This is a genomic window from Kocuria sp. PD6 (assembly GCF_031844145.1).
Classification (GTDB): Bacteria; Actinomycetota; Actinomycetes; order Actinomycetales; family Micrococcaceae; genus Kocuria; species Kocuria marina.
This window is the reverse complement of sequence record NZ_JAUZUS010000009.1, coordinates 1-24,859: the sequence shown is the minus strand read 5'-3', so window position 1 is coordinate 24,859 and position 24,859 is coordinate 1. Positions and strand designations below refer to the sequence as shown.

At 69.3% G+C, this 24,859-nt stretch carries 24 protein-coding genes; 14 read left to right on the top strand and 10 right to left on the bottom strand.

The genetic code is table 11. The annotated features are described in order from the left end of the window. Window positions 1–205: 205 nt before the first annotated feature. A complete protein-coding gene (locus Q9R22_RS09620; protein WP_064847393.1) occupies window positions 206–505 on the top strand; it encodes a DUF4193 domain-containing protein in 300 nt (99 codons plus the stop codon). An 85-nt stretch (window positions 506–590) separates the two neighbouring features. Here Q9R22_RS09620 and Q9R22_RS09615 read toward each other — a convergent pair whose 3' ends face one another. Beyond that, entirely contained in the window at window positions 591–1,142 is a 552-nt protein-coding gene (locus Q9R22_RS09615; RefSeq protein WP_242670429.1) for a DUF3093 domain-containing protein, read from the bottom strand. An 85-nt stretch (window positions 1,143–1,227) separates the two neighbouring features. On the opposite strand from Q9R22_RS09615, the gene dut reads away from it, so the two are divergent. From dut to Q9R22_RS09595, 4 genes are read left to right on the top strand one after another with little or no spacing between them, the layout of a single operon-like run. Then, window positions 1,228–1,680 carry a dUTP diphosphatase gene (dut, locus tag Q9R22_RS09610; RefSeq protein ID WP_131333054.1) on the top strand — a complete coding sequence of 151 codons (453 nt, stop codon included), beginning with the start codon at window positions 1,228–1,230 and terminating at the stop codon, window positions 1,678–1,680. A gap of 49 nt (window positions 1,681–1,729) precedes the next feature. After that, window positions 1,730–2,494 carry a DUF3710 domain-containing protein gene (locus Q9R22_RS09605; RefSeq protein ID WP_131333053.1) on the top strand — a complete coding sequence of 255 codons (765 nt, stop codon included), beginning with the start codon at window positions 1,730–1,732 and terminating at the stop codon, window positions 2,492–2,494. 5 nt (window positions 2,495–2,499) lie between these two features. Further along, window positions 2,500–2,862, top strand: a complete 363-nt coding sequence (locus tag Q9R22_RS09600) for a hypothetical protein (protein ID WP_131333052.1) — start codon at window positions 2,500–2,502, stop codon at window positions 2,860–2,862. Then, complete coding sequence (locus tag Q9R22_RS09595) at window positions 2,859–3,566, top strand: DUF3159 domain-containing protein (protein WP_131333051.1); 708 nt, start codon at window positions 2,859–2,861, stop codon at window positions 3,564–3,566. The genes Q9R22_RS09600 and Q9R22_RS09595 overlap by 4 nt, the downstream gene beginning before the upstream one ends. On the opposite strand, the gene Q9R22_RS09590 is transcribed toward Q9R22_RS09595, so the two are convergent. After that, complete coding sequence (locus Q9R22_RS09590) at window positions 3,484–4,230, bottom strand: TrkA family potassium uptake protein (RefSeq protein ID WP_131333050.1); 747 nt, start codon at window positions 4,228–4,230, stop codon at window positions 3,484–3,486. The two genes, Q9R22_RS09595 and Q9R22_RS09590, sit on opposite strands and share 83 nt — an antisense overlap. Further along, on the bottom strand, window positions 4,230–4,949 hold the full coding sequence (locus Q9R22_RS09585; RefSeq protein ID WP_064846787.1) for a TrkA family potassium uptake protein: 720 nt from the start codon (window positions 4,947–4,949) through the stop codon (window positions 4,230–4,232). Before Q9R22_RS09585 ends, Q9R22_RS09590 begins: the two co-directional genes overlap by 1 nt. Window positions 4,950–5,027: 78 nt before the next feature. On the opposite strand from Q9R22_RS09585, the gene Q9R22_RS09580 reads away from it, so the two are divergent. The 4 genes from Q9R22_RS09580 to dxs all read left to right on the top strand — a co-directional run bounded on the left by Q9R22_RS09580 (window position 5,028) and on the right by dxs (window position 13,633). Then, on the top strand, window positions 5,028–6,986 hold the full coding sequence (locus tag Q9R22_RS09580; RefSeq protein ID WP_131333943.1) for an APC family permease: 1,959 nt from the start codon (window positions 5,028–5,030) through the stop codon (window positions 6,984–6,986). Beyond that, on the top strand, window positions 6,983–8,413 hold the full coding sequence (locus Q9R22_RS09575) for a class I SAM-dependent RNA methyltransferase (protein WP_131333049.1): 1,431 nt from the start codon (window positions 6,983–6,985) through the stop codon (window positions 8,411–8,413). Before Q9R22_RS09580 ends, Q9R22_RS09575 begins: the two co-directional genes overlap by 4 nt. Window positions 8,414–8,583: 170 nt before the next feature. Beyond that, window positions 8,584–11,391: an aconitate hydratase AcnA gene (gene acnA / locus Q9R22_RS09570; RefSeq protein WP_131333048.1), complete on the top strand. Its 2,808-nt coding sequence runs from the start codon at window positions 8,584–8,586 to the stop codon at window positions 11,389–11,391. Window positions 11,392–11,617: 226 nt separating this feature from the next. Continuing rightward, on the top strand, window positions 11,618–13,633 hold the full coding sequence (dxs, locus tag Q9R22_RS09565; protein ID WP_131333047.1) for a 1-deoxy-D-xylulose-5-phosphate synthase: 2,016 nt from the start codon (window positions 11,618–11,620) through the stop codon (window positions 13,631–13,633). 71 nt (window positions 13,634–13,704) lie between these two features. On the opposite strand, the gene Q9R22_RS09560 is transcribed toward dxs, so the two are convergent. Further along, on the bottom strand, window positions 13,705–14,184 hold the full coding sequence (locus tag Q9R22_RS09560; protein ID WP_131333046.1) for a Rieske (2Fe-2S) protein: 480 nt from the start codon (window positions 14,182–14,184) through the stop codon (window positions 13,705–13,707). A gap of 147 nt (window positions 14,185–14,331) precedes the next feature. Here Q9R22_RS09560 and Q9R22_RS09555 point away from each other — a divergent pair, with 147 nt between their 5' ends. Next, on the top strand, window positions 14,332–14,802 hold the full coding sequence (locus Q9R22_RS09555) for a hypothetical protein (protein WP_131333045.1): 471 nt from the start codon (window positions 14,332–14,334) through the stop codon (window positions 14,800–14,802). Window positions 14,803–14,931: 129 nt separating this feature from the next. Here the strand turns inward: Q9R22_RS09555 and Q9R22_RS09550 are convergent, their stop codons facing one another. The 3 genes from Q9R22_RS09550 to msrB all read right to left on the bottom strand — a co-directional run bounded on the left by Q9R22_RS09550 (window position 14,932) and on the right by msrB (window position 17,463). Beyond that, on the bottom strand, window positions 14,932–16,299 hold the full coding sequence (locus tag Q9R22_RS09550; protein ID WP_311254181.1) for an HRDC domain-containing protein: 1,368 nt from the start codon (window positions 16,297–16,299) through the stop codon (window positions 14,932–14,934). A gap of 28 nt (window positions 16,300–16,327) precedes the next feature. After that, window positions 16,328–16,909 carry a DUF3000 domain-containing protein gene (locus Q9R22_RS09545; RefSeq protein ID WP_242670428.1) on the bottom strand — a complete coding sequence of 194 codons (582 nt, stop codon included), beginning with the start codon at window positions 16,907–16,909 and terminating at the stop codon, window positions 16,328–16,330. 137 nt (window positions 16,910–17,046) lie between these two features. Further along, window positions 17,047–17,463, bottom strand: coding sequence for a peptide-methionine (R)-S-oxide reductase MsrB (msrB, locus tag Q9R22_RS09540; protein WP_369795628.1), 417 nt, complete (start codon window positions 17,461–17,463; stop codon window positions 17,047–17,049). Between the two features lie 231 nt (window positions 17,464–17,694). Here msrB and Q9R22_RS09535 point away from each other — a divergent pair, with 231 nt between their 5' ends. Further along, window positions 17,695–18,945 (top strand): S9 family peptidase, encoded by a 1,251-nt coding sequence (locus tag Q9R22_RS09535; RefSeq protein ID WP_131333043.1) that lies wholly within the window; start codon window positions 17,695–17,697, stop codon window positions 18,943–18,945. On the opposite strand, the gene Q9R22_RS09530 is transcribed toward Q9R22_RS09535, so the two are convergent. Together Q9R22_RS09530 and Q9R22_RS09525 are read right to left on the bottom strand one after the other, a co-directional pair. Next, entirely contained in the window at window positions 18,911–19,360 is a 450-nt protein-coding gene (locus tag Q9R22_RS09530; protein ID WP_131333042.1) for a SufE family protein, read from the bottom strand. The two genes, Q9R22_RS09535 and Q9R22_RS09530, sit on opposite strands and share 35 nt — an antisense overlap. Beyond that, window positions 19,357–20,265: a sulfurtransferase gene (locus Q9R22_RS09525; protein WP_085105973.1), complete on the bottom strand. Its 909-nt coding sequence runs from the start codon at window positions 20,263–20,265 to the stop codon at window positions 19,357–19,359. The genes Q9R22_RS09530 and Q9R22_RS09525 overlap by 4 nt, the downstream gene beginning before the upstream one ends. Window positions 20,266–20,546: 281 nt before the next feature. Here Q9R22_RS09525 and zapE point away from each other — a divergent pair, with 281 nt between their 5' ends. Further along, complete coding sequence (gene zapE / locus Q9R22_RS09520; protein ID WP_064846785.1) at window positions 20,547–21,593, top strand: cell division protein ZapE; 1,047 nt, start codon at window positions 20,547–20,549, stop codon at window positions 21,591–21,593. Window positions 21,594–21,751: 158 nt separating this feature from the next. Here zapE and Q9R22_RS09515 read toward each other — a convergent pair whose 3' ends face one another. Then, window positions 21,752–21,934 carry an antitoxin gene (locus Q9R22_RS09515; protein WP_064846974.1) on the bottom strand — a complete coding sequence of 61 codons (183 nt, stop codon included), beginning with the start codon at window positions 21,932–21,934 and terminating at the stop codon, window positions 21,752–21,754. Between the two features lie 303 nt (window positions 21,935–22,237). Here Q9R22_RS09515 and nrdF point away from each other — a divergent pair, with 303 nt between their 5' ends. Both nrdF and Q9R22_RS09505 read left to right on the top strand, forming a co-directional pair. After that, the gene (nrdF, locus tag Q9R22_RS09510) at window positions 22,238–23,218 is read left to right on the top strand and encodes a class 1b ribonucleoside-diphosphate reductase subunit beta (protein WP_085105975.1); all 981 of its coding nucleotides are present in this window, start codon (window positions 22,238–22,240) and stop codon (window positions 23,216–23,218) included. A gap of 365 nt (window positions 23,219–23,583) precedes the next feature. Next, a complete protein-coding gene (locus tag Q9R22_RS09505) occupies window positions 23,584–24,852 on the top strand; it encodes a tyrosine-type recombinase/integrase (RefSeq protein WP_131333041.1) in 1,269 nt (422 codons plus the stop codon). Window positions 24,853–24,859: the final 7 nt, after the last annotated feature.

The following is a 24,859-nucleotide window of genomic DNA, read 5'->3' as shown; positions in this document are numbered from 1 at the left end:
CCCGCACGGGCACCGCGTGTGTCATCCGGACGAGCGGATCCACCGCCCGAGGTGGAAATCTTGCTCTGCGAGAAAACCTCGGCGTCGCCACTGGCTTTTTCCGCGCCCATGGTGAACAATCTACGCGACACGGCCCGGGGGTAGAGCGCTCGGGAGTTGTTTTTCGCAGGGATTTTCGTGAAGACCGGTTGGAGCGGATAGACACATGGCCACAGACTACGACGCACCGCGTAAGCAGGACGAAGACCTCAAGGAAGACTCCATCGAGGAGCTCCAGTCCCGGCGGTCGGACCAACAGTCCGGAAGCGTTGACGAGGACGAGGCCACCGCGGCGGAGAGCTTCGAGCTCCCCGGCGCGGACCTCTCCAACGAGGAACTGTCCGTCGTGGTGCTCCCAGCCCAGGACGACGAGTTCACGTGTGGCTCGTGCTTCCTGGTGCGCCACCGTTCGCAGCTCGCCGAGGAGCGCGATGGCGTGAAGTACTGCCACGAGTGCCTGGGCTGAGCCCCGGGTCCACGACCGCATGACGACGGGCGCTCACCCTCGGGTGAGCGCCCGTCGTCTTTCTGCTCGTCCGTGATCGTGCTCGTCAGACCCGGTCGCCGCGGTTACCCGCCGAACGGGAGCCCGCATTGATCGCCTCGGCCAACCGCTCGGGGTGGCGAGTCGCGGTGAGCCAGTACGGGGTGGGGTCCACCGGGTCCACGATTTCGATCCGGCACAGGTCCGGCATCGACACACGGAAGTTCATGAAGGCGCGCCCGTCCAGGTCGGGTCCGCGCGCAGCACGCGCCTCGGCGCCGACCAGCGGACGAGCATTGCCCACGTACTGCCGTTCGATGTACGCCCGGCCCACGCGCAGGTCCTGGTCGGTGACCACGATGCTCGGCGCCCCCAGGTGCAGCACGAGCCCGATCACGACCATCAGCACCACGGCCACGATCACGCCCACGGCGATGCTGATGGGTGCCACGGCCACGAATCCGGCCGCGCCCACGAAGACCACGATGAGCCATACCCACCACGCGACGATCAGCTTCTCCTCGTACTGCACGTCCGCTCGGACGTTCTCCTGGGCGTGGGACGGGTGCTCTGCGGGTGAGGACGCCGCGGCCGCCCCGAAATCTGGGTGGGAACTCATGCCCCCACCTTGACACATTCCCCCTGGACGCCGCCCGCGTCCGCGCCGTCAGGCCCGCGCGTTACAGTGGGGCATTGTGACCGAAATGAGCGAGTCGGCCGCGGTGACCGTGGCCCTGCATCTGTTGGACCCGGACCTGCCCGCCCCCGCCTATGCACGTCCCGGTGACGCCGGGGCGGACCTGCGCGCCCGCCACGACGTCGAACTCGGCCCGGGTCGGCGCGCGCTCGTGGACACAGGGGTGGCGCTCGCGATCCCCGCGGGGTATGTGGGTCTCGTGCACCCGCGCTCCGGGCTCGCGGCCAAGCATGGGCTGACCGTGGTCAATGCACCGGGCACCGTGGACAGCGGCTACCGTGGCGAACTCAAGGTGTGCCTGCTCAACACGGATCCGCATGAGAGCTACACGGTGCGCCGCGGTGAGCGGATCGCCCAGCTCGTGATCCAGGAAGTGGTCACCGCCCGCTTCGAGCTCACCACCGAACTCCCCGACAGCGAGCGCGGTGCGAGCGGATTCGGGTCCACGGGGGCCCACTGATCGCCGGCCCTCGCCCCCGCAGATTCCCCACCCACTCTTGGAGCAACTGATGTTCGGACGTAAGAAGCGCAACCGCGAGGCCTCGGAGCAGACACCGACCGAGTCCACGACCGCGTCGGCTGCCACCGAGGCCGCCCCGGACCAGGACGCGCCGGATCCTCGCGCCAACGGCCCGTGGGACGAGAGCGAGATGCCGGGTGAGCGCGCCGAGTACCTGGATCTCGGGGCTCTGCTGCTGAAGCCGGTCGCGCGCGTGGACGTGCGCGTCGAGCTGGATCCGCGGGACCGGGTGCCGCGGGCCGTGAACATGGACTTCGGGGGCGGTTCCGTCCAGGTGCAGGTCTTCACGGCCCCCAAGTCCTCCGGGCTGTGGGACGAGGTGCGCGCCGAGCTCGTGGCCGGGTTGCGGCGGGACGGGGGCGACCCCACGGTCTCCGACGGTCCCCTGGGCATGCAGGTCAACGCGCAGTTCGCGGGCGTCACGCCCTCCGGCGAGAACGGGTTCCGGCTCGCACGCTTCGTGGGCATCGACGGTCCGCGCTGGTTCCTGCGCTGCGTCTACACAGGCGACGCCGCGCTGCCCGGGCCCACCGCGGAGGTGCTCGATGACGCCGTGCGCGGGCTCGTCGTCGTCCGCGGCCAGGACCCGCACCCGCCGCGCGACCTGCTCGCGCTCACGGTCCCCGAGGACGCCGAGGTGCACCCCGCGGGCGCGCCGACCGATGCGGACGAGGACGCGGGGCGGACCCCGGCGGAGCCAGGCGCCGCGGTGCAGGAGCCGCGGCGCGGCCCCGAGATTACCGAGATCGGCTGACCCGGGTGGTCAACAACCCGCTCACGGGCGCGATCGACGTCGTCGCCGAACCCGAGGCCCACGCGGAGGACCTGACCCCGGAGCATAGGGCGCGGCAGCGGCGCCGTGCGGTCGTGGAGGGCGTGGTCGTGGAGGTCACGATCGCGCCCGTGGCCGCGCCGCCGTACTACCGGGCGCTGCTGCGCGTGACGAGCCCAGAGGCGCAGCCGTGCACGCTCGAACTGCTGTGGCACGGTCAGCACGTGGTCCCGGGCGTCACCGCCGGCACCAAGCTGCGCTGCCTCGCCGTGGTGTGCTTCCCGGACGGGGTGGCCACCATGTATAATCCGCGCTACGAGATCATCACCCCCAAGAAGGCCGTGCGATGACGTCCCCGCCGGACCCGACGGACCCCGCACCGCAGAGCGCGGGCGACCGCATGGGCCGCGCCGCCGAGGATCTCGCCCGGCGCTCGGGCCTGCGCCGGGACGCCAACGGCCAACTGGACGTGCTCAGCGCCGTGGGCGGCTGGCGCGGTGTGATCGAATCCATCCTCCCGGGACTCGTGTACCTCGCGTGCGTGGTGCTCACGGGGGAGTTGGTCCCGGCGTTGTTGGCGTCACTGGGCACGGCCGCCGTGTTCACCGTGCTCCGGCTGGCGCAGCGCCAGACCGTGACCCAGGCGATCGCCGGGCTCATGGGCGTGGGAGTGTGCACGCTGTTCGCCCGCGCGGGCGGGCAGGCGCTGGACTACTACGTGCCCGGGTTCATCACGAACGTCGCGGCGCTGGTCCTGTTGAGCATCTCGGCGGCTGTTGGGTGGCCGCTGCTGGGCGTCGTCTTCGGCTACGTGCGCGGTGAATCCGTGGAATGGCGCCGCGACCCGCTGCGGCGCGTGGCCTATCAGCGGGTCAACGGTCTGCTCATCGCGATGTTCGCGACCCGGTTGCTCGTGCAGGTCCCGCTGTACGTCGCGGAGAACGTCACGGCGCTCGGGATCGCGCGCTTGGTCATGGGGGCCCCGCTGTACGCCGCTGTGCTGTGGGTGGCATGGCTGTGGAGCCGCCCTCGCCGCGAGCAGCCTGCAGGTTGACGTCCCGGGCCGTGGTGAACATGGCCCGCAACTGGTCCTCACCCTCCGCCGTGGTGATGAAGAACAGCTCGTCCCCGCTCTCCAGGACGTCGTCGCCGGACGGTGCGATCGGCACGCCGTCGCGCAGGATCGCCACGAGCGCCACGTCCTGGGGCCACGGCACCTGGGTCACGGTGCTCGCGACCACGGGGTGTTCCCGGGGCACCGTGTAGGCGGACAGCGTGGCCGAGCCGGTCTGGAAGCTCAGCAGGCGCACGACGTCGCCCACCTCCACGGCTTCCTCCACGAGCGCCGTCATCAACCGCGGGGTGGATACGGCCACGTCCACGCCCCACGCGTCGTCGAAGAGCCACTCGTTCTTGGGGTGGTTGACACGCCCCACGGTGCGGGGCACCCCGAACTCGCTGCGCGCGAGCAACGAGACGACCAGGTTGGCCTTGTCGTCACCGGTCGCGGCCACGACCACGTCCGCCTCCTCCGCGCGCGCCCGTTGCAGGACTTGGAGATCGCACGCGTCCCCCACGACCCACTGCGCACCGCGCAGGTTGGAGCGCCCGATCACCTCCGCGGTGGCGTCCACCACGACCACGTCGTGGCCGTGCGACACCAGTTCCCGAGCGATCGAGGATCCCACGGACCCTCCGCCTACGATCACCACGTGCATCAGTCACGCCCCCGCGTCCCAGGGGTCGCGGCGAGCGCCACGGCCTCCATGACCTCGTCCGACGGCGGTCGGGACAGCACCCGGGCCACGCGTTCCACGTCCTCCACGCGCATCATGGCGTGCACGATGTCCCCCTGCTGGTAGCTCGTGTCGCTCGCGGGCAGGATGCCCTCCCCGAACCGGGTGACGAACGCGACCCGCACACCGGCGGCCTCCTCGATCCGGTCCAGGTGCAGTCCCGACCACGCGTCGTCCAGGGGCAGTTCCCCGAGCTGCAGGCGACCGGAGGCCTCCCGGAAGTCACCCGTGATGGCGTGTTCGGGCAGGATGCGGCGCAGCACCTGGTCCGCGCTCCAGCGCACGGACGCGACCGTGGGAATGCCCATGCGCTGGTAGAACTCCGCGCGGGTGGGGTCGTAGATCCGGGCGACCACGTGCTTGACCTTGAAGGTCTCCCGCGCCACGCGCGCGGCGATGATGTTGGAATTGTCCCCCGAGGAGACCGCGGCGAACGCGTAGGCGTCCGCGATCCCCGCGCGTTGCAGCACCTCGCGGTCGAAGCCGTGGCCCGTGACCTTTTTGCCGCTGAACGAGGGTCGCAGTTTGCGGAACGCCCGGTCGTCCTGGTCGATCACGGCAACCGTGTGCCCTGAGTCCTCGAGGGCGTGCGCGAGGGTGATCCCCACCCGGCCCACGCCCATGATCACGAAATGCGCCATGAGCCACAGCATAGGGCCCGCGGCACGGGACAAGGCCCGGCCGAGGGACTAGCGTGTTCCCACGTGTATGTGTCCCAAATGCTGCGCCGCGCGCTCGTGGGCAAACCGATCCACAACGAGCGCGCCGCGGGCACGGTGCTCTCCAAGGGCACCGCCCTGCCGGTGTTCGCGTCCGACGCCCTGTCCTCGGTCGCGTACGCCCCGGATGAGATCGTCCTGACGCTTGCCCTCGCGGGTTCCGCGGCGATCCTGCTGTCCCCGTGGGTGGGCCTCGCGGTTCTCGCCGTGCTCGCGGTGATCATCACCGCGTACCGGCAGAACGTGCGCGCGTACCCCTCGGGCGGGGCGGACTTCGAGATCGCGTCCAAGAACCTCGGCCGGCCCGCCGGCGCCGCGGTGGGTGCCGCTCTGATGGTGGACTACACGCTCGTCGTGGCCGTGTCCATGGCCGCCGCCGCGCAGTACCTCGCCGCGGCCGTCCCGTGGCTCGTGGGTCACCAGACGGTCGTGGCCGTCGCGGGGATCGCGCTCGTGGGCTTGCTCAACCTGCGCGGACTCAAATTCATGGGTCGCGCGTCCTCGGTGCCCACGTACGCGTTCGTGGGGGTCGTGCTGATCCTCGTGCTCGTGGGCTTCGTCCAGGACGTCACGGGAACACTGCAGCGCGCGCCGTCGGCGGACTACGACGTCGTCCCGGCCGCGGGCATGGACGGCGGGCTCATGGGCCTGGCCGGGGCCATGCTCGTGCTGCGCGCGTTCTCCTCGGGTGCCGTGGCCCTGACGGGCGTGGAGACCATCACGCACTCCGTGCCGTTCTTCCGCAAGCCCAAGGCCCTCAACGCGGCGCGCACGCTCGCGGTGCTCGGAGCGCTGTCCGCTGTGTTGCTGCTCGGGGTGCTCTACCTGACCCGGCGCACGGGCGCGGTGGTCGTGATGGACCCCGCGCGGCAACTGTTGATCGACGGCCGCGCACCGGAGCCCGACTTCTACCAGGTGCCCATCCTGGGCCAGATCGCGCAGGCCGTGGCGGGGGCGGATTCCGTGTGGTTCGTGATCCTCGTTCTCGTGACCGTGGGCGTGCTGTTCATGGCCGCGAACACGGCGTACTCGGGCTTCCCCGTGCTGGCCTCACGCCTCGCGTCCGCCGCATTGCTGCCCCGGCAGTTGCAGAGCCGGGGCGACCGCTTCGCGTTCACGAACGGCATCATCCTGTTGTCCGTGGTCGCGGCGGTCTTCACGATCGTGTTCGGCGCGAACGTCAACGGGCTCATCCAGCTCTACGTGGTGGGGGCGTTCTTCGCGTTCACGCTGACCCAGGCGGGCATGGTGCGGCACTGGGCCAGGGTGCGCCGCACGAGCACGTCGCAGAGTCCGCACCGCCGGATCGCCGGGCGCTGGGCCGTGGCGGTGATCGCCCTGATCGCGTGCGCGGCGGTGTTCGTGGTGGTACTCGTGACCAAGTTCGCCCAGGGCGCGTGGCTCACGATCGTCGCGATCGCCCTGATCACCGTGTTGATGCGCGCCATCGGGCACCACTACCGCTCGGTGGACACCGAACTCGAGGTGCACCAAAACTCGGGGGTGCGGGCCCTGCCGTCCCGCGTGCACTCGATCATCGTGGTCACCTCGGTGCGCAAGCCCGTGGTGCACGCCCTGACCTATGCGCGGGCCTCCCGTCCGTCCAGCCTCGAGGCCGTGGTGGTGGACACGGACCGCGCGCGCACCGAACAGATCGTGAAGCAGTGGGAGGCCCTGGAGATCCCCGTACCCATCACGGTCCTCGCCTCGCCCTACCGCGATACCGTGGGACCCGTCGTCGCCCACATCCGCGGCATCCGCCGCAAGTCCCCGCGGGACCTCGTGATCGTGTACCTGCCCGAGTACGTGGTGGGCCGCGGATGGGAACGCTTCCTGCACAACCAGGCCATCCGCCCGTTGCGGACGCGGCTGCACTACGAACGCGGAGTCATGATCGCCTCCGTACCCTGGCACCTCGAATCGGTGCGCGAACTACGACTCACGGAGAACAACGAATGACCGAGTCCCCCGATCACCTCGAGCTGCGCCTGGGCGCCGTGGCCCACGGCGGCCACGTGGTGGCCCGCACGGACGAGGGGCGCGTGGTCTTCGTGCGCCACGGGCTGCCGGGGGAGCTGGTTCGGGTGCGGCTCACCGACCGGGACCCCGCGGCGTCGTTCTGGCGCGCTGACGTCACGGACGTGCTCGAACCCGTCCCCGGGCGCCGGGAGGTACACCCGTGGGAGCAGGCGGACGCGCTCGTCGCAGCGGGCGCGGACCGGTCACCGCTGGGCGGGGCCGAGTTCGGGCACGCGGATCTGACGACCCAGCGCGAACTCAAACGCCACGTGATCGCCGAGCAACTGGGCCACCTGGCCGGCCACGACTGGGACGGCGAGGTGCAGCCCGTCGCAGGGGAGAGCCCCGACGGCACCGGGTGGCGCACCCGGTTGCACCTGGACGTGGCCCCCGACGGCACACCCGGGATGTACCCCCACCGCAGCACCGAGCTCGGTCCCGTCACGGACATGCCCCTGGCCACGGACGCGATCCGCGCCCTGGCCCCGTGGTCGCTGGAGTACCCCGGTGCGGCCCGCGTGGACGTCGCCGCGCCGGCAGGGGGAGCGGCACCGCTGCTGCACGTGGGGCTGCGCCCGGATGCCGCGCCGGAGCAGGTCACCGCCCTGCGGGATCGGTTGAGCGCATGGGCGGGGGACCGCGGGGTGAGCGTCACCGCGCGCTCGCCGCACGAGCGGGACACCCAGTTGTGGGCGGGCACCGACCACGTCCAGGAGACCCTCGAGTTGCCCGGCGCTACCGATCCCGAGCCGCTGCGCTGGCGCATAAGTCCCACGGGCTTCTGGCAGATCCATCGCGGCGCTCCCGGGACCCTCGCGCGCGCGGTACTGGACGGCGCCGGTCTGCGCCCCGGGGACAGCGTGTGGGACCTGTACAGCGGCGCCGGTCTGTTCACCGCGGTGGCCGCGCGCGCCGTGGGCCCCACGGGGTGCGTCTTCGCGGTCGAGGGCTCGCCCGTGACCTCCGCGGACGCCGCCCACAACCTCGCCCGCGCCCCGCACGTCACGAGCGTGCGCGGGGACGTGGCGCGCGTGCTCACTGGACCGGGCGGGCGGGGTGGGCACCGGGGCCGGGGTGCCGCAGCGGCGTCGTCCCGGCGGGGTCGTGGTTCCACACCGCGGCCACCGCGCCCGGACGTCGTCGTCCTGGACCCGCCGCGCGCCGGTGCGGCCAAGGAGGTGCTGGCCGCGGTGGACCGTGCCGCACCGCGCACGATCGTGTACGTCGCGTGCGATCCCGCCGCGCTCGGCCGGGACCTGGGGCGGTTGCGGCGCCGGGGCTGGCGGATCGAGGGCGTCGAGGCATTCGATCTGTACCCGAACACGCACCACGTGGAAGCCGTCGCGGTGCTCAACTGCGAGGGCTGAACCGGGCGGCCGAACGACGGCCCACGTCATCGTGACGCGGACGCCCGGGAATCCCCGGAGTGACGGAGCGCACGGGCTACACTGACAGGGACTGTTCCACGCGCGGGGGACACCTGTAGTGTGCCGCGCGCGCCGAACGCAACCGACGGTGGCGAGAGGAGTTCCACACCATGACTGTGGACAGCTTTGGAGCCAAGGACGTTCTCAACGTCAAGGGCACCGACTACGAAATTTTCCGACTGGACGCCGTGGAGGGAGCCCAGAAGCTCCCCTACAGCTTGAAGGTCCTGCTCGAGAACCTGCTGCGCACCGAGGACGGTGCCAACGTGACGAGCAAGCACATTGAAGCCCTGGGCAACTGGGACCCCGAGGCCCAGCCCGACACGGAGATCCAGTTCACCCCTGGTCGCGTGATCATGCAGGACTTTACCGGCGTTCCCTGCATCGTGGACCTGGCCACCATGCGTGAGGCCGTGGCAGATCTCGGCGGCGACCCCTCCCGCGTGAACCCGCTCGCCCCGGCCGAGCTGGTCATCGACCACTCCGTGCAGATCGACGCGTTCGGTTCCGCGGACGCGATCGAGCGCAACATGGACATCGAGTACCAGCGCAACGGCGAGCGCTACCAGTTCCTGCGCTGGGGCCAGACCGCGTTCGATGACTTCAAGGTGGTCCCGCCCGGGATGGGCATCGTCCACCAGGTCAACATCGAGAACCTGGCCCGCGTGGTCATGACCCGCGAGGTTGACGGCACGCTGCGCGCCTACCCGGACACCTGTGTGGGCACCGACTCCCACACCACCATGGAGAACGGCATCGGCGTGCTCGGTTGGGGTGTGGGCGGCATCGAGGCCGAGGCCGCGATGCTCGGTCAGCCCATCTCCATGCTGATCCCGCGCGTGGTGGGCTTCAAGCTCACCGGCGAGATCCCCTCCGGTGCGACCGCCACGGACGTGGTGCTGACCATCACGGAGATGCTGCGTGAGCACGGTGTCGTGGGCAAGTTCGTGGAGTTCTACGGTGAGGGCGTGGCAGCGGTGCCGCTGGCCAACCGCGCCACGATCGGCAACATGTCCCCGGAGTTCGGTTCCACCGCGGCGATCTTCCCGATCGACCAGGTGACCCTGGACTACCTGGCGCTCACGGGCCGCTCCGAGGAGCAGATCGCCCTGATCGAGGCGTACACCAAGGAACAGGGCATGTGGCACGACCCCGAGCACGAGGTCGCCTACTCCGAGTACCTCGAGTTGGACCTGTCCACCGTGGTCCCCTCGATCTCCGGGCCCAAGCGTCCCCAGGACCGCATCGAGCTGACCCGCTCCAAGGAACAGTTCCGCGACGACCTCGTGAACTACGTGGCCGAGGACAAGTCCGTGGACGTGGACCCGGACGTCGTCGAGTCCTTCCCGGCCTCCGACGCCCCCTCCCACGACGCGACCGATGAGCAGGACCCCCAGGACGCGCCGCGCGAGAGCTCCGCGGACGACATGAGGGAGCGCCCCGAGCACCGAGTGGAGGTCTCCATGGAGGACGGCCGTCACTTCGAGCTGGACCACGGTGCCGTGTCGATCGCCTCGATCACGTCCTGCACCAACACGTCCAACCCCTCGGTGATGATGGCCGCGGCCGTGCTCGCGCGCAACGCCACGGAGAAGGGCCTCAAGGCCAAGCCGTGGGTCAAGACCTCGATCGCGCCGGGTTCGCGCGTGGTCACCGAGTACTACGAGAAGTCCGGTCTGGTCCCGGCACTCGAGGAGCTCGGCTTCTACATCGTGGGTTACGGCTGCACCACGTGCATCGGCAACTCCGGTCCTCTGGAGCCCGAGATCTCCCAGGCCGTGCAGGAAAACGACCTCGCCGTGACCTCGGTGCTCTCCGGTAACCGCAACTTCGAGGGCCGAATCAACCCGGACGTGAAGATGAACTACCTCGCGTCCCCGCCGCTGGTCATCGCGTACGCGCTGGCCGGGACCATGGACTTTGACTTCGAGAACGAGCCTTTGGGCCAGGACTCGAACGGTCAGGACGTGTTCCTCAAGGACATCTGGCCGGACCCCACCGAGGTCCAGAAGATCATCGATGCTTCGATCGACACCGATATGTTCGACCGCGAGTACGGCACCATCTTCGACGGTGATGAGCGCTGGCAGAACCTGGACACCCCCACGGGTGACGTGTTCGAGTGGGACCCCGAGTCCACCTACGTGCGCAAGCCACCGTACTTCGAGGGCATGACCATGGAGACCACTCCGGTGGAGGACATCGAGGGTGCGCGCGTGCTGCTCAAGCTGGGCGATTCCGTGACCACGGACCACATCTCCCCGGCCGGTTCGTTCAAGAGCGACACGCCCGCGGGCAAGTACCTCACGGATCACGGCGTGCAGCGCAAGGACTTCAACTCCTACGGTTCCCGCCGTGGTAACCACGAGGTCATGATCCGCGGTACGTTCGCGAACATCCGCATCAAGAACCAGCTGCTCGACGGCGTGGAGGGCGGTTTCACCCGCGACTTCACTCAGGAGGGTGGCCCGCAGGCCGCCGTGTACGACGCCGCGATGAAATACCAGGAGGCCGGTGTTCCCCTGGTGGTGCTGGGCGGCAAGGAGTACGGCTCCGGTTCCTCGCGTGACTGGGCGGCCAAGGGCACGTCCCTGCTGGGTGTGCGCGCGGTCATCGCACAGTCCTACGAGCGCATCCACCGTTCCAACCTGATCGGCATGGGCGTGCTGCCCCTGCAGTTCCCCGAGGGCGAGTCCGCGGACTCCCTGGGGTTGGACGGCACCGAGACGTTCTCGATCGAAGGGGTCACCGCGCTCAACGACGGCCAGACCCCCAAGACCCTGAAGGTCACGGCCACCAAGGAAGACGGTTCCACCGTGGAGTTCGACGCCGTGCTACGCATTGACACCCCGGGTGAGGCCGACTACTACCGTAACGGCGGCATCCTGCAGTACGTGCTGCGTCAGATCGCCAAGTAATAGATCCTCGGATCGTACCGTCGGCCGGTGATCCCCGCTCGGGGGGTCACCGGCCGACGGCGTTGCGGGCGTCGTTCGCCGTGGCCCAGGCCATGCGACGGGACGGGGCCCCGGCCAGGGCGAGTAAGATCGGACGGAGCATTCGGGCGCATCATGATCCCCCCGCCGGACGAGCACCCGTCCGGTGCGGGCCCGAAGAGGACGAGACATCCACGGAGAGCAGGCTATGACGCTTCTGGAGACCATCGAGGGACCCGAAGACCTACGGGGGCTGGACGCCGCGGCCATGGAGCAGTTGGCCGCCGAGATCCGTTCCTTCCTGATCACCCACGTCTCCGCGACCGGGGGTCACCTGGGGCCGAACCTGGGTGTCGTGGAGCTCACCCTCGCGGTGCACCGCGTGTTCGACTCGCCCCAGGACTCGATCGTCTTCGACACCGGACACCAGTCCTACGTGCACAAGCTCGTCACGGGTCGCCAGGACTTCGACACCCTGCGCCAGGAGGGTGGCCTCGCGGGCTACCCGTCCCGCGCGGAGTCCGAACACGACATCGTGGAGTCCTCCCACGCGTCGTCGTCCCTGTCCTGGGCGGACGGGATCTCGCGCGGTTACGCGCTCACGGGCCAGGACGACCGGCACACCGTCGCGGTGATCGGGGACGGGGCCCTGACCGGTGGCATGGCGTGGGAGGCCGTGAACAACATCGCCTCGGACCGGGACCGCAAAGTCGTGATCGTGGTCAACGACAACGGCCGCTCCTACGCGCCCACCGTGGGCGGGTTCGCGAACCACCTGCGCGAGCTGCAGGCCAGCGTGCAGCAGGGCGTGGACGCCGTGCGCACGGACCGCCGCTACGAGCAGACCCTCGCGAAGGCTAAGCGCCTGCTGACGTCCTCGGGCCACCTGGGCCAGGCCGTGTACCGCGGTCTGCACGGGATGAAGCAGGGCATCAAGGACGTGGTGGTCCAGCAGGGGATCTTCGAGGACCTCGGCATGAAGTACGTGGGTCCGGTGGACGGCCATGACCTCGCCGCGATGGAACAAGCGCTCACGAATGCCCGCAACTTCGGCGGCCCGGTCATCGTCCACGCCATCACCGAGAAGGGCCACGGCTACTTGCCCGCCCGCCTGGACGCGAACGACCAGTTCCACTCCGTGCCCGTGATCGACCCCACCACGGGCAAACCCACGAGCACCGCCTCGGCCCGCTCGTGGACGCACGTCTTCCGCGACGAGATCGCCGCGATCGCGGATGAGCGCGAGGACATCGTGGGCATCACCGGCGCCATGTTGATCCCCATGGGACTGCAGAAGATGCAGACGGCACACCCGCAGCGCGTCGTGGACGTGGGGATCGCCGAACAGCACGCGCTGACCATGGCCGCGGGCATGGCGTTCAGCGGGCTGCACCCGGTCGTGGGCCTGTACGCGACGTTCCTCAACCGCGGCTTCGACCAGCTGCTCATGGACGTGGCCCTGCATCACGCGGGCGTCACGGTCGTGCTGGACCGCGCGGGCGTCACCGGCCCGGACGGGCCGAGCCACCACGGGATGTGGGACCTCGCACTGTTGCAGATCGTGCCGGGGCTGCACCTCGCGGCCCCGCGGGACGAGGCCACCATGGTCGAGGAGCTGCGCGAGGCGGTCGCCGTCTCCGACGCACCCACCGTGGTGCGCTACCCCAAGGGCGCGGTGGGTGCGCCGCTGCCCGCCCTCGAGCGACTGAGCGGCGGGGTGGACGTCCTCGCCCGCAACGGCGAGGCCTCCGGCAAGGGCGTGGATCACCGCGACGTGCTGATCGTGGGCGTGGGCGCCATGTGCGTCACCGCGCTGGACGTCTCCGAACGCCTCGCCGCCCACGGTGTCTCCTCCACCGTGGTGGACCCCCGCTGGGTGCTGCCCGTGCCGCAGGCGGTCGTGGAGCAGGCAGCGACGCACCGGATCGTGGTGGTGATCGAGGACGGTGTGCGCGCCGGGGGCATCGGTTCGCTCATCCGCCAGGAGATGCGCGCCCAGGGCGTGGACACCGCGCTCAACGAGGTGGGGTTACCCACCGAGTTCCTCGAGCACGCGAGCCGCGAGCAGATCCTGCAGCACACGGGGTTGACCGCCCAGCGCATCGCCCAGGACACGCTCGCGTCCGTCCTGGGCACTAAGGTCCCGTACGCGCGCCCCGCGGCCGAAGACGCCGCGCAGCTCACCGTACCGCGCTCCGGGGAGCGACCGCGCGACGGACGCTGAACCACCAGCGCTGACCCACGGACCGTTTGCCGCCGGGCCGATGTGGTGCGTGGCGAACGGATCCGCGCGGTTCAGCCCACGATGACGCGCCCGTCGCGCACCGTGACCGGGTACTCAGTGAGTCCCCTGGGTGCGGGCCCGCCCGTGACCTCGCCCGTGGCCATGTCGAACGCCGAGCTGTGGCACGGGCACACGTACTGCCGGTTGGCGGGATTGACGATGCACCCCTCGTGCGGGCACACGGGAGAGAACGCGGTGAACGTGCCCTTGGTGGGCTGTCCCACCACGGCCTGCACACCCCCGGAGTCCACCTTGAGCCCCGACCCCACGGGGATGTCCGCGGCGGCGGCCACGTCCACGGGGGTGGCCGGCGCGGTGGGGATGGCCGTGGCGTCGTCGTCCGATCCGCCGCCCGAACTGCATGCGCTCAACCCGACCGCGCCCACAGTGGCGATCCCAGCGGCACCCACGGCGCGTCGGCGCGTGAACAACGCGGGGGAGGGGGTCTTGGTCCGGGCGGCGGGGTCCTCGGGCAGGGGTGGGACGGTCATGGCGGTGCGATCCTTTCGACGCGGTGGCTCCAATCCTAGGACCGGTCACGGCGCGGCGTGGGGCGCGGGGGCGGGGTGTTTCCTCAGTACGATGGGACCAGGAGCGGACGGGTGGATCCCGGTCCGCGGTACAGGAAGGAAGGCACCATGATCAAACGTCTTGCATTCGTCGCCGGTTTCGGAATCGGCTTCGTGGTCGGCTCCGCGTCCGGTCGCAAGAGCTACGAGTCCCTGCGCGAGAGCGCGCTGAACACCTGGAACGACCCCAAGGTCCAGGCCAAGGTCTCCGAGGGTACGGACTGGGTCAAGTCCGAGGTCCCCGTGGTGGGCGAGAAGCTCGCCGAGGGCGCGCAGAAGGCCGCCGGCACCGTGGGCGCCAAGGCCTCCGAGGGCGCGGCCGCCGTCAAGGACAAGGCCGCCCAGGGTGCCGCGTCCGTCAAGGACAAGGCGCAGGGCGGTGCCGAGGCCGTGAAGCAGAAGGCCTCCCAGGGCGGTCAGGATTCCGGTACGCCCGCGAAGCACTCGGGCGCCGAGCTGCCCGAGCCCGCCGTGACCGAGGACGAGGTGGACATGAAGCCCGCGCACCCGGGTCCGGACGCCAAGGATATGAAGAACTGATGCGACGGGCGGCACGGGTCATGTGACCGCGCCGCCGCGTGACAGTGGCCGTGCACCTTCGTGGGTGCACGGCCACTGTCGTGTCGTGGCCGGAGCGGTCCGGCGCACGGCCGGTTCCGCGCCCTCGATCTACTCGTGCCCCTCAGTGGTCTTCTCCGCCCGACGCCGCGAGCGCAGTTCACGCCACGTGGCCCCGATCACGGGCGTCACGTGCTCGACCTGCCACGAGCGGGCGCCGAGCTCGCGCAGCCGGGCGGCCACGGCGTCGTCGGCGGTGGAACGCGGGGGCTGCCAGCAGAACCGGCGCAACAGTTCGGGCGTCAGGAGGTTCTCGGTGGGTAACTCCAGGTGCTCGGCGAGTTCCGCCACGGCGGGTTTGAGGACCTTTAGCCGCGCCGCTGCCTCCGGGCGCTTGGCATCCCAGCCCTTGACCGGCGGGAGGGCGTTGGAGGGGATCGTGGCGGGGACGGGCTCCTCGGTGTTGCGGGCGTCCTGGACCGCGGTGAGCCACCGGGTGGCCTCGCGCGAGGCCAGGCGACCGTGGAAGCCCGGGGTGGCCATGAGCTGCGGCACGGTGCGGGGCATCGCGTTGGCGGCCGCCACGATCGCCGAGTCCGGGAGCAACCGTGTGGGCGCGAGGTCCTTGTGCCGCGCGAGCGACTCCCGCGCCTGCCACAGATTGCGCACCGCGGTCAGCTTGCGCCGGCCACGGACGTTGCCCACGCCGTGGGTGCGCCGCCACGGATCCTGGCGCGGTGCGGGCGGGGGCAGGGTGCGGATGTGGTCGAATTCTTCGAGAGCCCAGTCGAGCTTGCCCGCCTGGACCAGGCGATCCTCCGTGGCCCAGCGCAGCTGCACGAGCACTTCGACGTCCAGTGCGGCGTAGTTGAGCCAGTCCACGGGCAGCGGGCGCTGGGACCAGTCCACCGCCGAGTGCTCCTTGGACAGCGTGAATCCCAGCAGCTCCTCCGTCATGGAGGCGAGGCCCACCTTGCGCAGCCCGAGCAACCGACCGCCCAGTTCGGTGTCGAAGAGCCGGTCCGGGTGCATGTCCAGTTCGGCGAGGCAAGGCATGTCCTGCGTGGCCGCATGCAGCACCCACTCGACGTCGCGCAGGGCCTCGTTCACGACCGCCAGGGACCCCACGGCCTCGGAATCGATCAGGATCGTGCCCGCGCCCTCGCGGCGCAACTGCACGAGGAACGCGCGCTGCCCGTAGCGGAACCCCGAGGCGCGTTCGGTGTCGATCGCCACCGGACCCGTGGCCGCGGCCAGTTGCTCCGCGGCGCGCGTGAGGCCGCGGGCGGTGTCCACCACGCGGGGGAGCCCCTCTGCGGGGCCGTTGAGATGCACGGTCGCGGGAATGTGCAGATGCTCGAATCCGGGGACCACGATCTCGGGTGGCTCCGGAGCTCGAGGGGGCCTGGGGTCCTTGGCGTTGCTGTTGATGGGATGTTCCTCGGAGGGTGGATCGGCGGCGGTGCAGGTGATCCGCACCGCCGGACGGGACGGATGACGGGGCCGGTTACAGGTAGGTCACGCCCTCGTGATGGGGTGGCAGACCGGCGGCGGTGCACAACACCTGGGCCCACGCACCCAGGTGGGTCAGGGCCCAGTGCGGCGGGCCGATGTGGGGCACCGGGGTCCAGGACGCACGCACCTCCACCTGGGCGGAGTCTGCATGTTCGGTCAGGCTGCCGAAGTGGCGCTCCACCGTGCGGGAGGCCGTACCGCCCTCGGCGGTGAACTGCGCACCGTGCTCGGTGAGCGTGTCCGTGAGCCAGGACCAACCGACGTCGGTCAGCAGGTCGTCCCGGCCCATGGCGGTGTCCGTGCGGGACCGGAACCAGCTCACGATCCGGAAGGGACCTTCCCAGGGCTGCGGGCAGGACTCGTCGTACAACACCACGAAACGCCCGGCCGCCGGTGCGTCGTCCGCGGTGCGGGGCCGGTCGGGTGCGGTGTCGCGCCGATGGGGACCCCGGACGACTTCCGCGGCGAAGGAGATCGCGTGCGGAGCAAGTCCGTGCGGGGGGACGATATGGCGCAGTGCGATCTCCGGGCGGAAGCGGGCAGTCTCCAGGGCTTGCACGACTGCGCGAAACACGTCCGGAGTGCTGTTCAGCTCGGTTACCGCTCCCACAAGGTCACAGTAACCACACCGTTATCCTTCACCGCGCGTTTGACATCGTGTCGCTCGTGCGTATCGCCGTGCGTCGTTCTGGGGTGGGTCGGATCGACGCTTCAGTCCTGCGTCGCGGGAACCAGACGCAGGGACACCGAGTTCATGCAGTAGCGCAGATCCGTGGGAGTGTCGTACCCCTCGCCCTCGAACACGTGGCCCATGTGCGAGTCGCAGTTCGCGCAGCGCACCTCCACGCGCTTCATCCCCATGGTTGTGTCCTCGATGTAGCGCACCCGGTCCTCCGCGAGCGGCGCGAAGAAGGACGGCCACCCGCAGTGGGACGAAAACTTCGTGTCCGAGCGGAACAGCTCGGCCCCGCACGCGCGACACTCGTACACGCCCTGCGTGGTGGTGTCCACGTACTCGCCCGTGAAGGGGCGTTCGGTCCCCGCCTGGCGCAGCACCTGGTACTCGAGCGGGTTCAGTTGTTCACGCCACTGCGCGTCCGTGCGCGCCGCGGCGGCCTCCGGGCTCAGGGCTCCGCCGGTGCGGGCGCTCGTCTCGTGGTTCGGCTCCGTGGTCACGGGGCGCCTCCTTCTCGTCGTCATGTGACTTCCTCCCTGTTCAACCATGCGTTCGCGCCGGTTATGCCCGTACGACGTCGCGTAGCCGCCGTTCGACGCTCGCGCGCACCGTGTATTCGGGGTGCCTGCGGTGACCGGCCCGCCATCCAGGTCCCCGTGATCGGCGCGTGCCAGAATGACGACATGACTACCCTGATCACCCCCGGGCAGGATTCGAACGCGCGCTCGTGGCGCCGCGGCGCGGTGGTGGGCGCCGCAGCGAGTATCGGAGCGGCGTCGGCGACGTTCGCGTTGTCGGGAGGTCTGGCGGCGCTCGTCGCGCGCCACGTGGTCACCCCGTCCACCCGGCCCGGCAACGTCCAGGTGCTCAAGCTCGAGAAGGACCCCAACTCGGGACAGGAACTGATCACGCTGCCCGCGAACCCGGACACCCGGGTCGCCGGGACGTACGCCCTACGGTTCGACGACGGTCGCGGCCTCGCGCGGATCGGCTTCATCGTGCGCCAGACCGGGGGCACCGTCACGCGGCTCGTGGAGCGCGTGTACCGCGGGGAACTCGCGGTGGGCAAGCGCGGGTGGTGGACCGGGACTGTGTACGCGCGGCCGTCGGACGCCGGGTTGGCCTACGGCAAGATCCACGTGGAGACGCCGCTGGGGCCCGCGCCCGCGTGGGTCATCCCCAGGGACGGGGACACGGCCACCGCACACCACACCGGCACGTGGGCGGTCATGGTGCACGGCCGCGGCGCCCAGCGCCCGGAATGCATCCGCGGGGCCAGGGTGGCCCACGAACTGGGGTTGCACTCCCTCATCCTGTCCTACCGCAACGACCAGGAGGCACCCTCCACCCCGGATCAGCGCTACGGGCTCGGGTTCACCGAATGGGAGGACATCCAGGCGGGAATCGGCTATGCGCTGGACCACGGAGCGTCGGACATCGTGCTGTTCGGGTGGTCCATGGGCGGGGCCATTGTGTTGCGCACGACCGAACTGACCGAGTACCGCGACCGCATCCGAGCGCTGGTGCTCACGGGACCGGTCGTGGACTGGTACGAGCTACTGGCTCACCAGACCCGGATCCACCGCATCCCGCGGCGCGTGGGTCGCATGGCGGCGGACCTGATCTCCCACCGGATGGGCCCGCGGATCACCGGGCTGGCCGCGCCCCTGGACCTGCATGCCCTGGACTGGCTCTCCCGCTGGGAGGACATCACTACGCCCACCCTGATCCTTCACTCCACGGACGACGAGGTGGTCCCGGTGGCCGGGTCCGTGGAACTCGCCAATCGCAGTCCCTACGTGGACTTCGTGGGGTTCTCCGGGGCCCGGCACACCAAGGAATGGAACATCGACCGCAAACGCTACGAGCGGGCCATCCGTGACTGGTTGCCCGCGGCGCTCACTCGCCGAGCCGGGCGTGGATCTGGCGTTTGATCCGACCGAGCATTGCGGACATCCCGCGCATGCGCAGCGGGGACACCAGCTTGGTCAGCCCGAAGCGTTCCGGCAGGTCGTCGGGTACGTCCAGCACCTGGGACGCCGGCAGGCCGTTGAGCCCCTCGTGCAGGATGGATGCGAAACCGCGCGTGGTGGGCGCTTCCGCCGGCGCGGAGAAGAACAGGGCGACCGGTGCGTCCGCATCGGACCCGTCCAGTTCCACGGTCAGGAACAACGGCGACTGACACTCGGTGACCTGCTCGAGTTCCTCCGGGTGCTCGCCGAGCCGCGCGGGCAGCGCGGGCAGCGAACGGGAGAACTCGAGCAGCAACTGCAGCTTGTCGGGTTCCGGGACCTCGTGGAACTCGGTCACCAGCTCCCGCAACTGTTCGGGCAGGTCCTGGGTGCTCACCGCGCGGCCCCGGGGGCCTCGCCGCGTTCCTCACCCTGCGCCACGGGCACGCGCACGGCGTTGCCCCACTCGGTCCAGGACCCGTCGTAGTTGCGCACGTTGTCGAAGCCGAGCAGGTGGGTCAGCACGAACCACGTGTGCGAGGAACGCTCGCCGATGCGGCAGTACGCGATCACGTCGTCGTCCTGCCCGAGCCCGACCTCGTCGCGGTAGATGGCGTCGAGATCCTCGCGGGACTTGAACGTCCCGTCCTCGGCGGCGGCCCGGGCCCACGGCACGGACGCCGCGGTGGGGATGTGTCCGCCGCGCAGCGTGCCCTCCTGCGGGTAGTCGGGCATGTGGGTGCGCTCGCCCGTGTACTCCTGGGGGGAGCGCACGTCGATCAGGGGAGTGGTGCCCAGCGCGGCCAGCACGTCCTCGCGGTACGCGCGGATCACGGAGTCGTCCCGCTCCACCGCGGGGTACTCGGTGGGGGTCACGGGGGTCGCGTCCGTGGTCAGTTCGCGGCCCTCGGCGATCCACTTGTCGCGCCCGCCGTTCATCAGGCGCACGTCCCGGTGACCGAACAGCGTGAAGACCCACAGGGCGTAGGCGGCCCACCAGTTGGACTTGTCGCCGTAGATCACCACGGTGTCGTCGCGGGAGATCCCCTTGCGGGACATCACCTCGGCGAACTGCTCCCCGTTCACGTAGTCGCGGGTGTCCGGTTCGTTGAGGTCCGTGTGCCAGTCCACCTTGACGGCCCCGGGGATGTGCCCGGTCTCGTACAGCAGGACGTCCTCGTCCGATTCGACGACGACGACGCCGGGCGTGCCGACGTGATCGGCCACCCACTGCGTGGACACCAGACGTTCCGGGTGCGCGTACTGCGCGAACGCGTCGTTCTGCTCTGCTTCTACAGCCATGAGACTTCTCCTTGTCCTTGTCCTTGTGCTGTCGTGGGCGCTGCGCACGCACGTGCCGTGCGCGTCTCGTTCTCCAGCGTAGTGGTGCGCGCGCACCCGGCGCATGCCGGCCCGCGTGCGCCGTCATACGCGGTCGCCGTGTTCACCACGGGCTGACCGGTAGCATCGGGGGAGAACGGGACGCCCGGCGCGTCCCACGTACTGTCCGTTTACCGCAGGACCGGTCCCGGTGCGCGCCCGCCGCGGCGCGCGATCCGGAACCGGTCGGGAGGCCCTGTCACGTGAGCACTCAGATCGAACACCTCGTGGAGCGCGATCCACGCGTCTCGGCCGATGAACTGCTGGCCGGTTTCACCCCGTCCGAACGCTTCGGGGAGGTGTCGTTCGACACGTACCGCCCGGATCCGTCCCAGCCCTCGCAGGCACAGGCGGTCGAGAAGCTCAAGACCTTCGCGGCGGGCGCGTCCGGGGGCGGCGCCTCCGGTGGCGGGTTCTTCTCCAAACTCTTCGGCGGGCAGAAGAGTTCCGGCGCGGCGCAGGGGATCTACCTGGACGGCGGGTTCGGCGTGGGCAAGACCCACCTGCTCGCGTCCCTGTGGCACGCCGTGCCCGGGCCCAAGGCGTTCGGCACGTTCGTGGAGTACACCAACCTGGTGGGTGCGCTCACGTTCCGCCGCACCGTGGACGCCCTGAAGGAATACACCCTCGTGTGCATCGACGAGTTCGAGCTCGACGACCCCGGGGACACCGTGCTGATGTCCCGGCTCATGCGCGAACTCGCGGACGCGGGCGTCAAGCTCGCGGCCACGTCCAATACCTTGCCCGGTTCCCTGGGCGAAGGCCGGTTCGCGGCGCAGGACTTCCAGCGTGAGATCCAGGTGCTGTCCTCCCAGTTCGAGGTCGTGCGCATCGACGGCGAGGACTACCGTCACCGCGGACTGCCGAACGCGCCGTCGCCCCTGCCCGACGACGCCGCGCTCGACGCCGCCGTCGAACAGCACTTCGCGGGTCGGCGTGTGGCGATCGACGACTTCGACGCGCTCGTGGAACACCTTTCCCGCGTGCACCCCTCGCGCTACCGTGCGCTGATCGAGGGCCTGGACGCGATCGCGTGGCGCGGGGTGCGCACGATCGACCAGCAAGCGGTAGCGCTGCGGTTCGTGGTGCTCGCGGACCGGTTGTACGACCGGGACCTGCCCATCCTCTCCACGGGCGTGCCGTTCGACCGCGTCTTCACGGAGGAGATGATGGCCGGCGGCTACCAGAAGAAGTACTACCGAGCGGTCTCCCGCCTTACGGCACTCGCCCGGGAGGCGGACGAGGCCTGAGACCCGCGAGAGCGGTGGCGACGCCGCGGCGTCGCCACCGCGCGGGTGACCGGTTCGTGAGAGGAGCCCTCGAGCCCGTGGGGCGCACCCTCGAGCCGACGTGAGAACGGGGTCCCTTCCGATCGGAAGGGACCCCGTTCTCACGTCGGCGGTGCAGATCACTCGTTGCCGCTGAGCCGATTGCGCGCGGCGTCCTGGCCTTGATCGACCTGGCCCTCGAACTTGTGACCGGTCTTCTCGTCCACGGCGTCGCCCGCCTTGTCGATGCCCTGGTCGACCTTGTCCTGGTGGTTTCCGGCGGCGTCCTTGGCCTTGTCCGCGAGTCCTCCGAGATCCGGCATGATCTGTGTCCTTCCGGTAGGTGAACCAGCCCGGTGTCGGGTCGGTACGTTCATCCTGCACGGCTTCCGTCACATACGGAAGGACCCCGACACGGGGTTCACCCTGAGGGAACATGACGCGATGGGTCCGGGGTGGAAGGAATCGGGCCCCGTTCGTTCCCGCCTGAAGTGGAGTACCCTGGGAAGTCGTCCCGCGCGCCAGCCGACCCCGCGAGAACCGGTGTGCAGCGCTCGCCCGCCGAGCGCCGTCGGCGTCATCCAGCGGGGCGGGAACCCCCATCCACGAAGGAGCCAGTGCGCGCCATGACCACCGAGAAGGTCGAACTGCTCCGCCACCCGGCGGAGGCCATCAACTGGAATCGCGTCCAGGACGAGAAGGACACCGAAGTCTGGGACCGTCTGACGTCCAATTTCTGGCTCCCCGAGAAGGTCCCGCTGTCCAATGACGTCCAGTCGTGGAAGACGCTCACGGCCGAGGAGCAGGACCTCACCATGAAGGTGTTCACGGGCCTGACCCTGCTGGACACCATCCAGGGCACCGTGGGCGCGGTCTCCTTGATCCCGGACGCCAAGACCCTGCACGAGGAAGCCGTGTACACGAACATCGCGTTCATGGAATCCGTGCATGCGAAGTCCTACTCGTCTATCTTCTCCACGCTGTCGTCCATGAAGCAGATCGACGAGGCGTTCCGCTGGTCGCGCGAGAACGAGCACCTGCAGCGCAAGGCCGACATCGTGCTGACGTACTACAAGGGTGACGACCCGCTGAAAAAGAAGGTGGCCTCCACCTTGCTGGAGTCCTTCCTGTTCTACTCCGGGTTCTACCTGCCCATGTACTTCTCCTCGCACGCCAAGCTGACCAACACCGCGGACCTGATCCGTTTGATCATTCGCGACGAGGCCGTGCACGGGTATTACATCGGCTACAAGTACCAGCGTGGTCTGCTGCAGGAGACCCCGGAGCGTCAGGAGGAGCTCAAGGCGTACACGTACGAGCTGCTGGACGAGCTCTACGACAACGAGGTGGCCTACGCCGAGGCGCTCTACGACTCGGTCGGCTGGACCGAGGACGTCAAGAAGTTCCTGCACTACAACGCCAACAAGGCACTGAACAATCTGGGCTACGAGGCCCTGTTCCCGCGGGAAATGACGGACGTGTCCCCGGCCATCCTCTCCTCGCTGTCCCCGAACGCGGATGAGAACCACGACTTCTTCTCCGGTTCCGGCTCCTCCTACGTGATCGGCAAGGCCGTGAACACGGAGGATGAGGACTGGGACTTCTGAGACCCCAGAGCTTGCTTGAGGCCCGAAAGGGCTGATGGGAGGCCCGGACCCGCAGGTTTCTGCAGGTCCGGGCCTTTTTTCGTGCGTCCATCCGAAGGACAGAGGAGAGCACAGATGAACATCAGTATCCGTTCGGTATGGCACGGGGGTGGCACGAGCGCACCTTCCAGCCAAGCGCGGGGTGGCTCGCAGCCCGAAATTTGGGGGCAGCCTGCCACCGGCTGCGTGCCACAGCGTGCCATTGGGCTCGCGTCGGAGCTCGTAAAAGGCCAGGTGAGAGGCCGGTTCGAAGGGACTGCACGACCTAGTGGCACGGAGTGGCACGACGGTCCGCGTGAGTCCATTCGCGGCACCTGGAGGGCACGATGAGCACCACGAAGAAGCTTGAGACGGCGGCGAAGAGAGAGACCTGGGGGAGCCTGCGGAAGCTCCCCTCAGGACGGTGGCAGGCGCGCTACCCGGCCCCAGACGGGCAGATGCACTCGGCCCGCACGGAGGACGACAAGCCGTTGACGTTCCTCACCAAGACCGACGCTCGCACGTGGCTCGCCAGCGTGCACACGAAGATCGCGCAGGGAGAATGGGAGCCACCCTCGGTCGTCGCGGCTCGGCGTCGAGCGGAAGCGGAAGCCGAGGAGGCGAGGTCGATCGGTTTCGCCGAGTACGCCGAGCGCTGGATCGAGTTCATTCGCCTCGAACCGACACGCGGGGGAAAGAAGCGGGCGGTCGCCACGGTGCGTTCCTACAAGAGCAAGGTCACCGGATACCTGATTCCCGAGTTCGGCGACACGGAGATCCAACGCATTGACATGGCTCGCATTCGGGTCATGACCCGTCGTCTGGATCAGATTCCGGCGCCGCTGAATCCGAAGTCGAAGTTCAACGGCATCACCCGTCCGGTGCTGATCGTGCTCATGATGATCCTGCGACAGGCAGCTCGAGACGGGATCATCCCGGCGGCACCTCCCATTTCGATCCCCAAGCAGGAATCGGTGCGGCATGATCACGATCATGATCCAGAGGATGACGTTGCGACTCCGGAGCAGGTCGAAGCCCTCTATGAGGCGACGCCGGATCTGTACTCGATCATGGTCCTGCTTGCCGCTTGGTGCCAGTTGCGTCGTGGTGAGTGCCTCGGACTGCAGCGCCGGGACATCCAGTGGCATAACGACGGCACTGCCACTTTGCATGTGCGCCGGCAGTTCAACGCGAACACGGGCGCTATGTCGGACCCGAAGAGCGAGGCTGGCAAGCGAGCACTGAGCGTTCCGCGGATCATGGTGGAGCGTCTCAAGGAGCATCTGCGAGACAACGTCGCGTCCGAGGCGAAGGCTCCCGTGGTTCCTTCCAGCGTCCGTGGCAGCGTGCCGCTGTCACACACCAAGTGGGGGCATCTCTGGGGTGACGCCCGCGATACGGCCAAGAGCGTGCCGCTGGGATTCCGATTCCATGCTCTTCGGCACACCGGCCTGACCCTCTTTGCGCAAGAGGGCGCGACCCTGGCCGAGTTGATGCGCCGAGGCGGCCATGCCGATATGCGGGTTGTGCTGCGCGACCAGCATTCCACGATGACTCGTGATCGGGAACTGGCCAATCGTATGAGTGACCGTGTCGAGGCTCAGCTTGCCGCCTAGAAGAGCG

Bases quoted from the DNA above. Each gene is read 5' to 3' on its own strand.
- Q9R22_RS09620 (WP_064847393.1), top strand. From the start codon at position 206: ATGGCCACAGACTACGACGCACCGCGTAAGCAGGACGAAGACCTCAAG.
- Q9R22_RS09615 (WP_242670429.1), bottom strand. From the start codon at position 1,142: ATGAGTTCCCACCCAGATTTCGGGGCGGCCGCGGCGTCCTCACCCGCA.
- dut (WP_131333054.1), top strand. From the start codon at position 1,228: ATGAGCGAGTCGGCCGCGGTGACCGTGGCCCTGCATCTGTTGGACCCG.
- Q9R22_RS09605 (WP_131333053.1), top strand. From the start codon at position 1,730: ATGTTCGGACGTAAGAAGCGCAACCGCGAGGCCTCGGAGCAGACACCG.
- Q9R22_RS09595 (WP_131333051.1), top strand. From the start codon at position 2,859: ATGACGTCCCCGCCGGACCCGACGGACCCCGCACCGCAGAGCGCGGGC.
- Q9R22_RS09590 (WP_131333050.1), bottom strand. From the start codon at position 4,230: ATGCACGTGGTGATCGTAGGCGGAGGGTCCGTGGGATCCTCGATCGCT.
- Q9R22_RS09585 (WP_064846787.1), bottom strand. From the start codon at position 4,949: ATGGCGCATTTCGTGATCATGGGCGTGGGCCGGGTGGGGATCACCCTC.
- Q9R22_RS09580 (WP_131333943.1), top strand. From the start codon at position 5,028: ATGCTGCGCCGCGCGCTCGTGGGCAAACCGATCCACAACGAGCGCGCC.
- Q9R22_RS09575 (WP_131333049.1), top strand. From the start codon at position 6,983: ATGACCGAGTCCCCCGATCACCTCGAGCTGCGCCTGGGCGCCGTGGCC.
- acnA (WP_131333048.1), top strand. From the start codon at position 8,584: ATGACTGTGGACAGCTTTGGAGCCAAGGACGTTCTCAACGTCAAGGGC.
- dxs (WP_131333047.1), top strand. From the start codon at position 11,618: ATGACGCTTCTGGAGACCATCGAGGGACCCGAAGACCTACGGGGGCTG.
- Q9R22_RS09560 (WP_131333046.1), bottom strand. From the start codon at position 14,184: ATGACCGTCCCACCCCTGCCCGAGGACCCCGCCGCCCGGACCAAGACC.
- Q9R22_RS09555 (WP_131333045.1), top strand. From the start codon at position 14,332: ATGATCAAACGTCTTGCATTCGTCGCCGGTTTCGGAATCGGCTTCGTG.
- Q9R22_RS09535 (WP_131333043.1), top strand. From the start codon at position 17,695: ATGACTACCCTGATCACCCCCGGGCAGGATTCGAACGCGCGCTCGTGG.
- Q9R22_RS09525 (WP_085105973.1), bottom strand. From the start codon at position 20,265: ATGGCTGTAGAAGCAGAGCAGAACGACGCGTTCGCGCAGTACGCGCAC.
- Q9R22_RS09515 (WP_064846974.1), bottom strand. From the start codon at position 21,934: ATGCCGGATCTCGGAGGACTCGCGGACAAGGCCAAGGACGCCGCCGGA.
- nrdF (WP_085105975.1), top strand. From the start codon at position 22,238: ATGACCACCGAGAAGGTCGAACTGCTCCGCCACCCGGCGGAGGCCATC.
- Q9R22_RS09505 (WP_131333041.1), top strand. From the start codon at position 23,584: ATGAGCACCACGAAGAAGCTTGAGACGGCGGCGAAGAGAGAGACCTGG.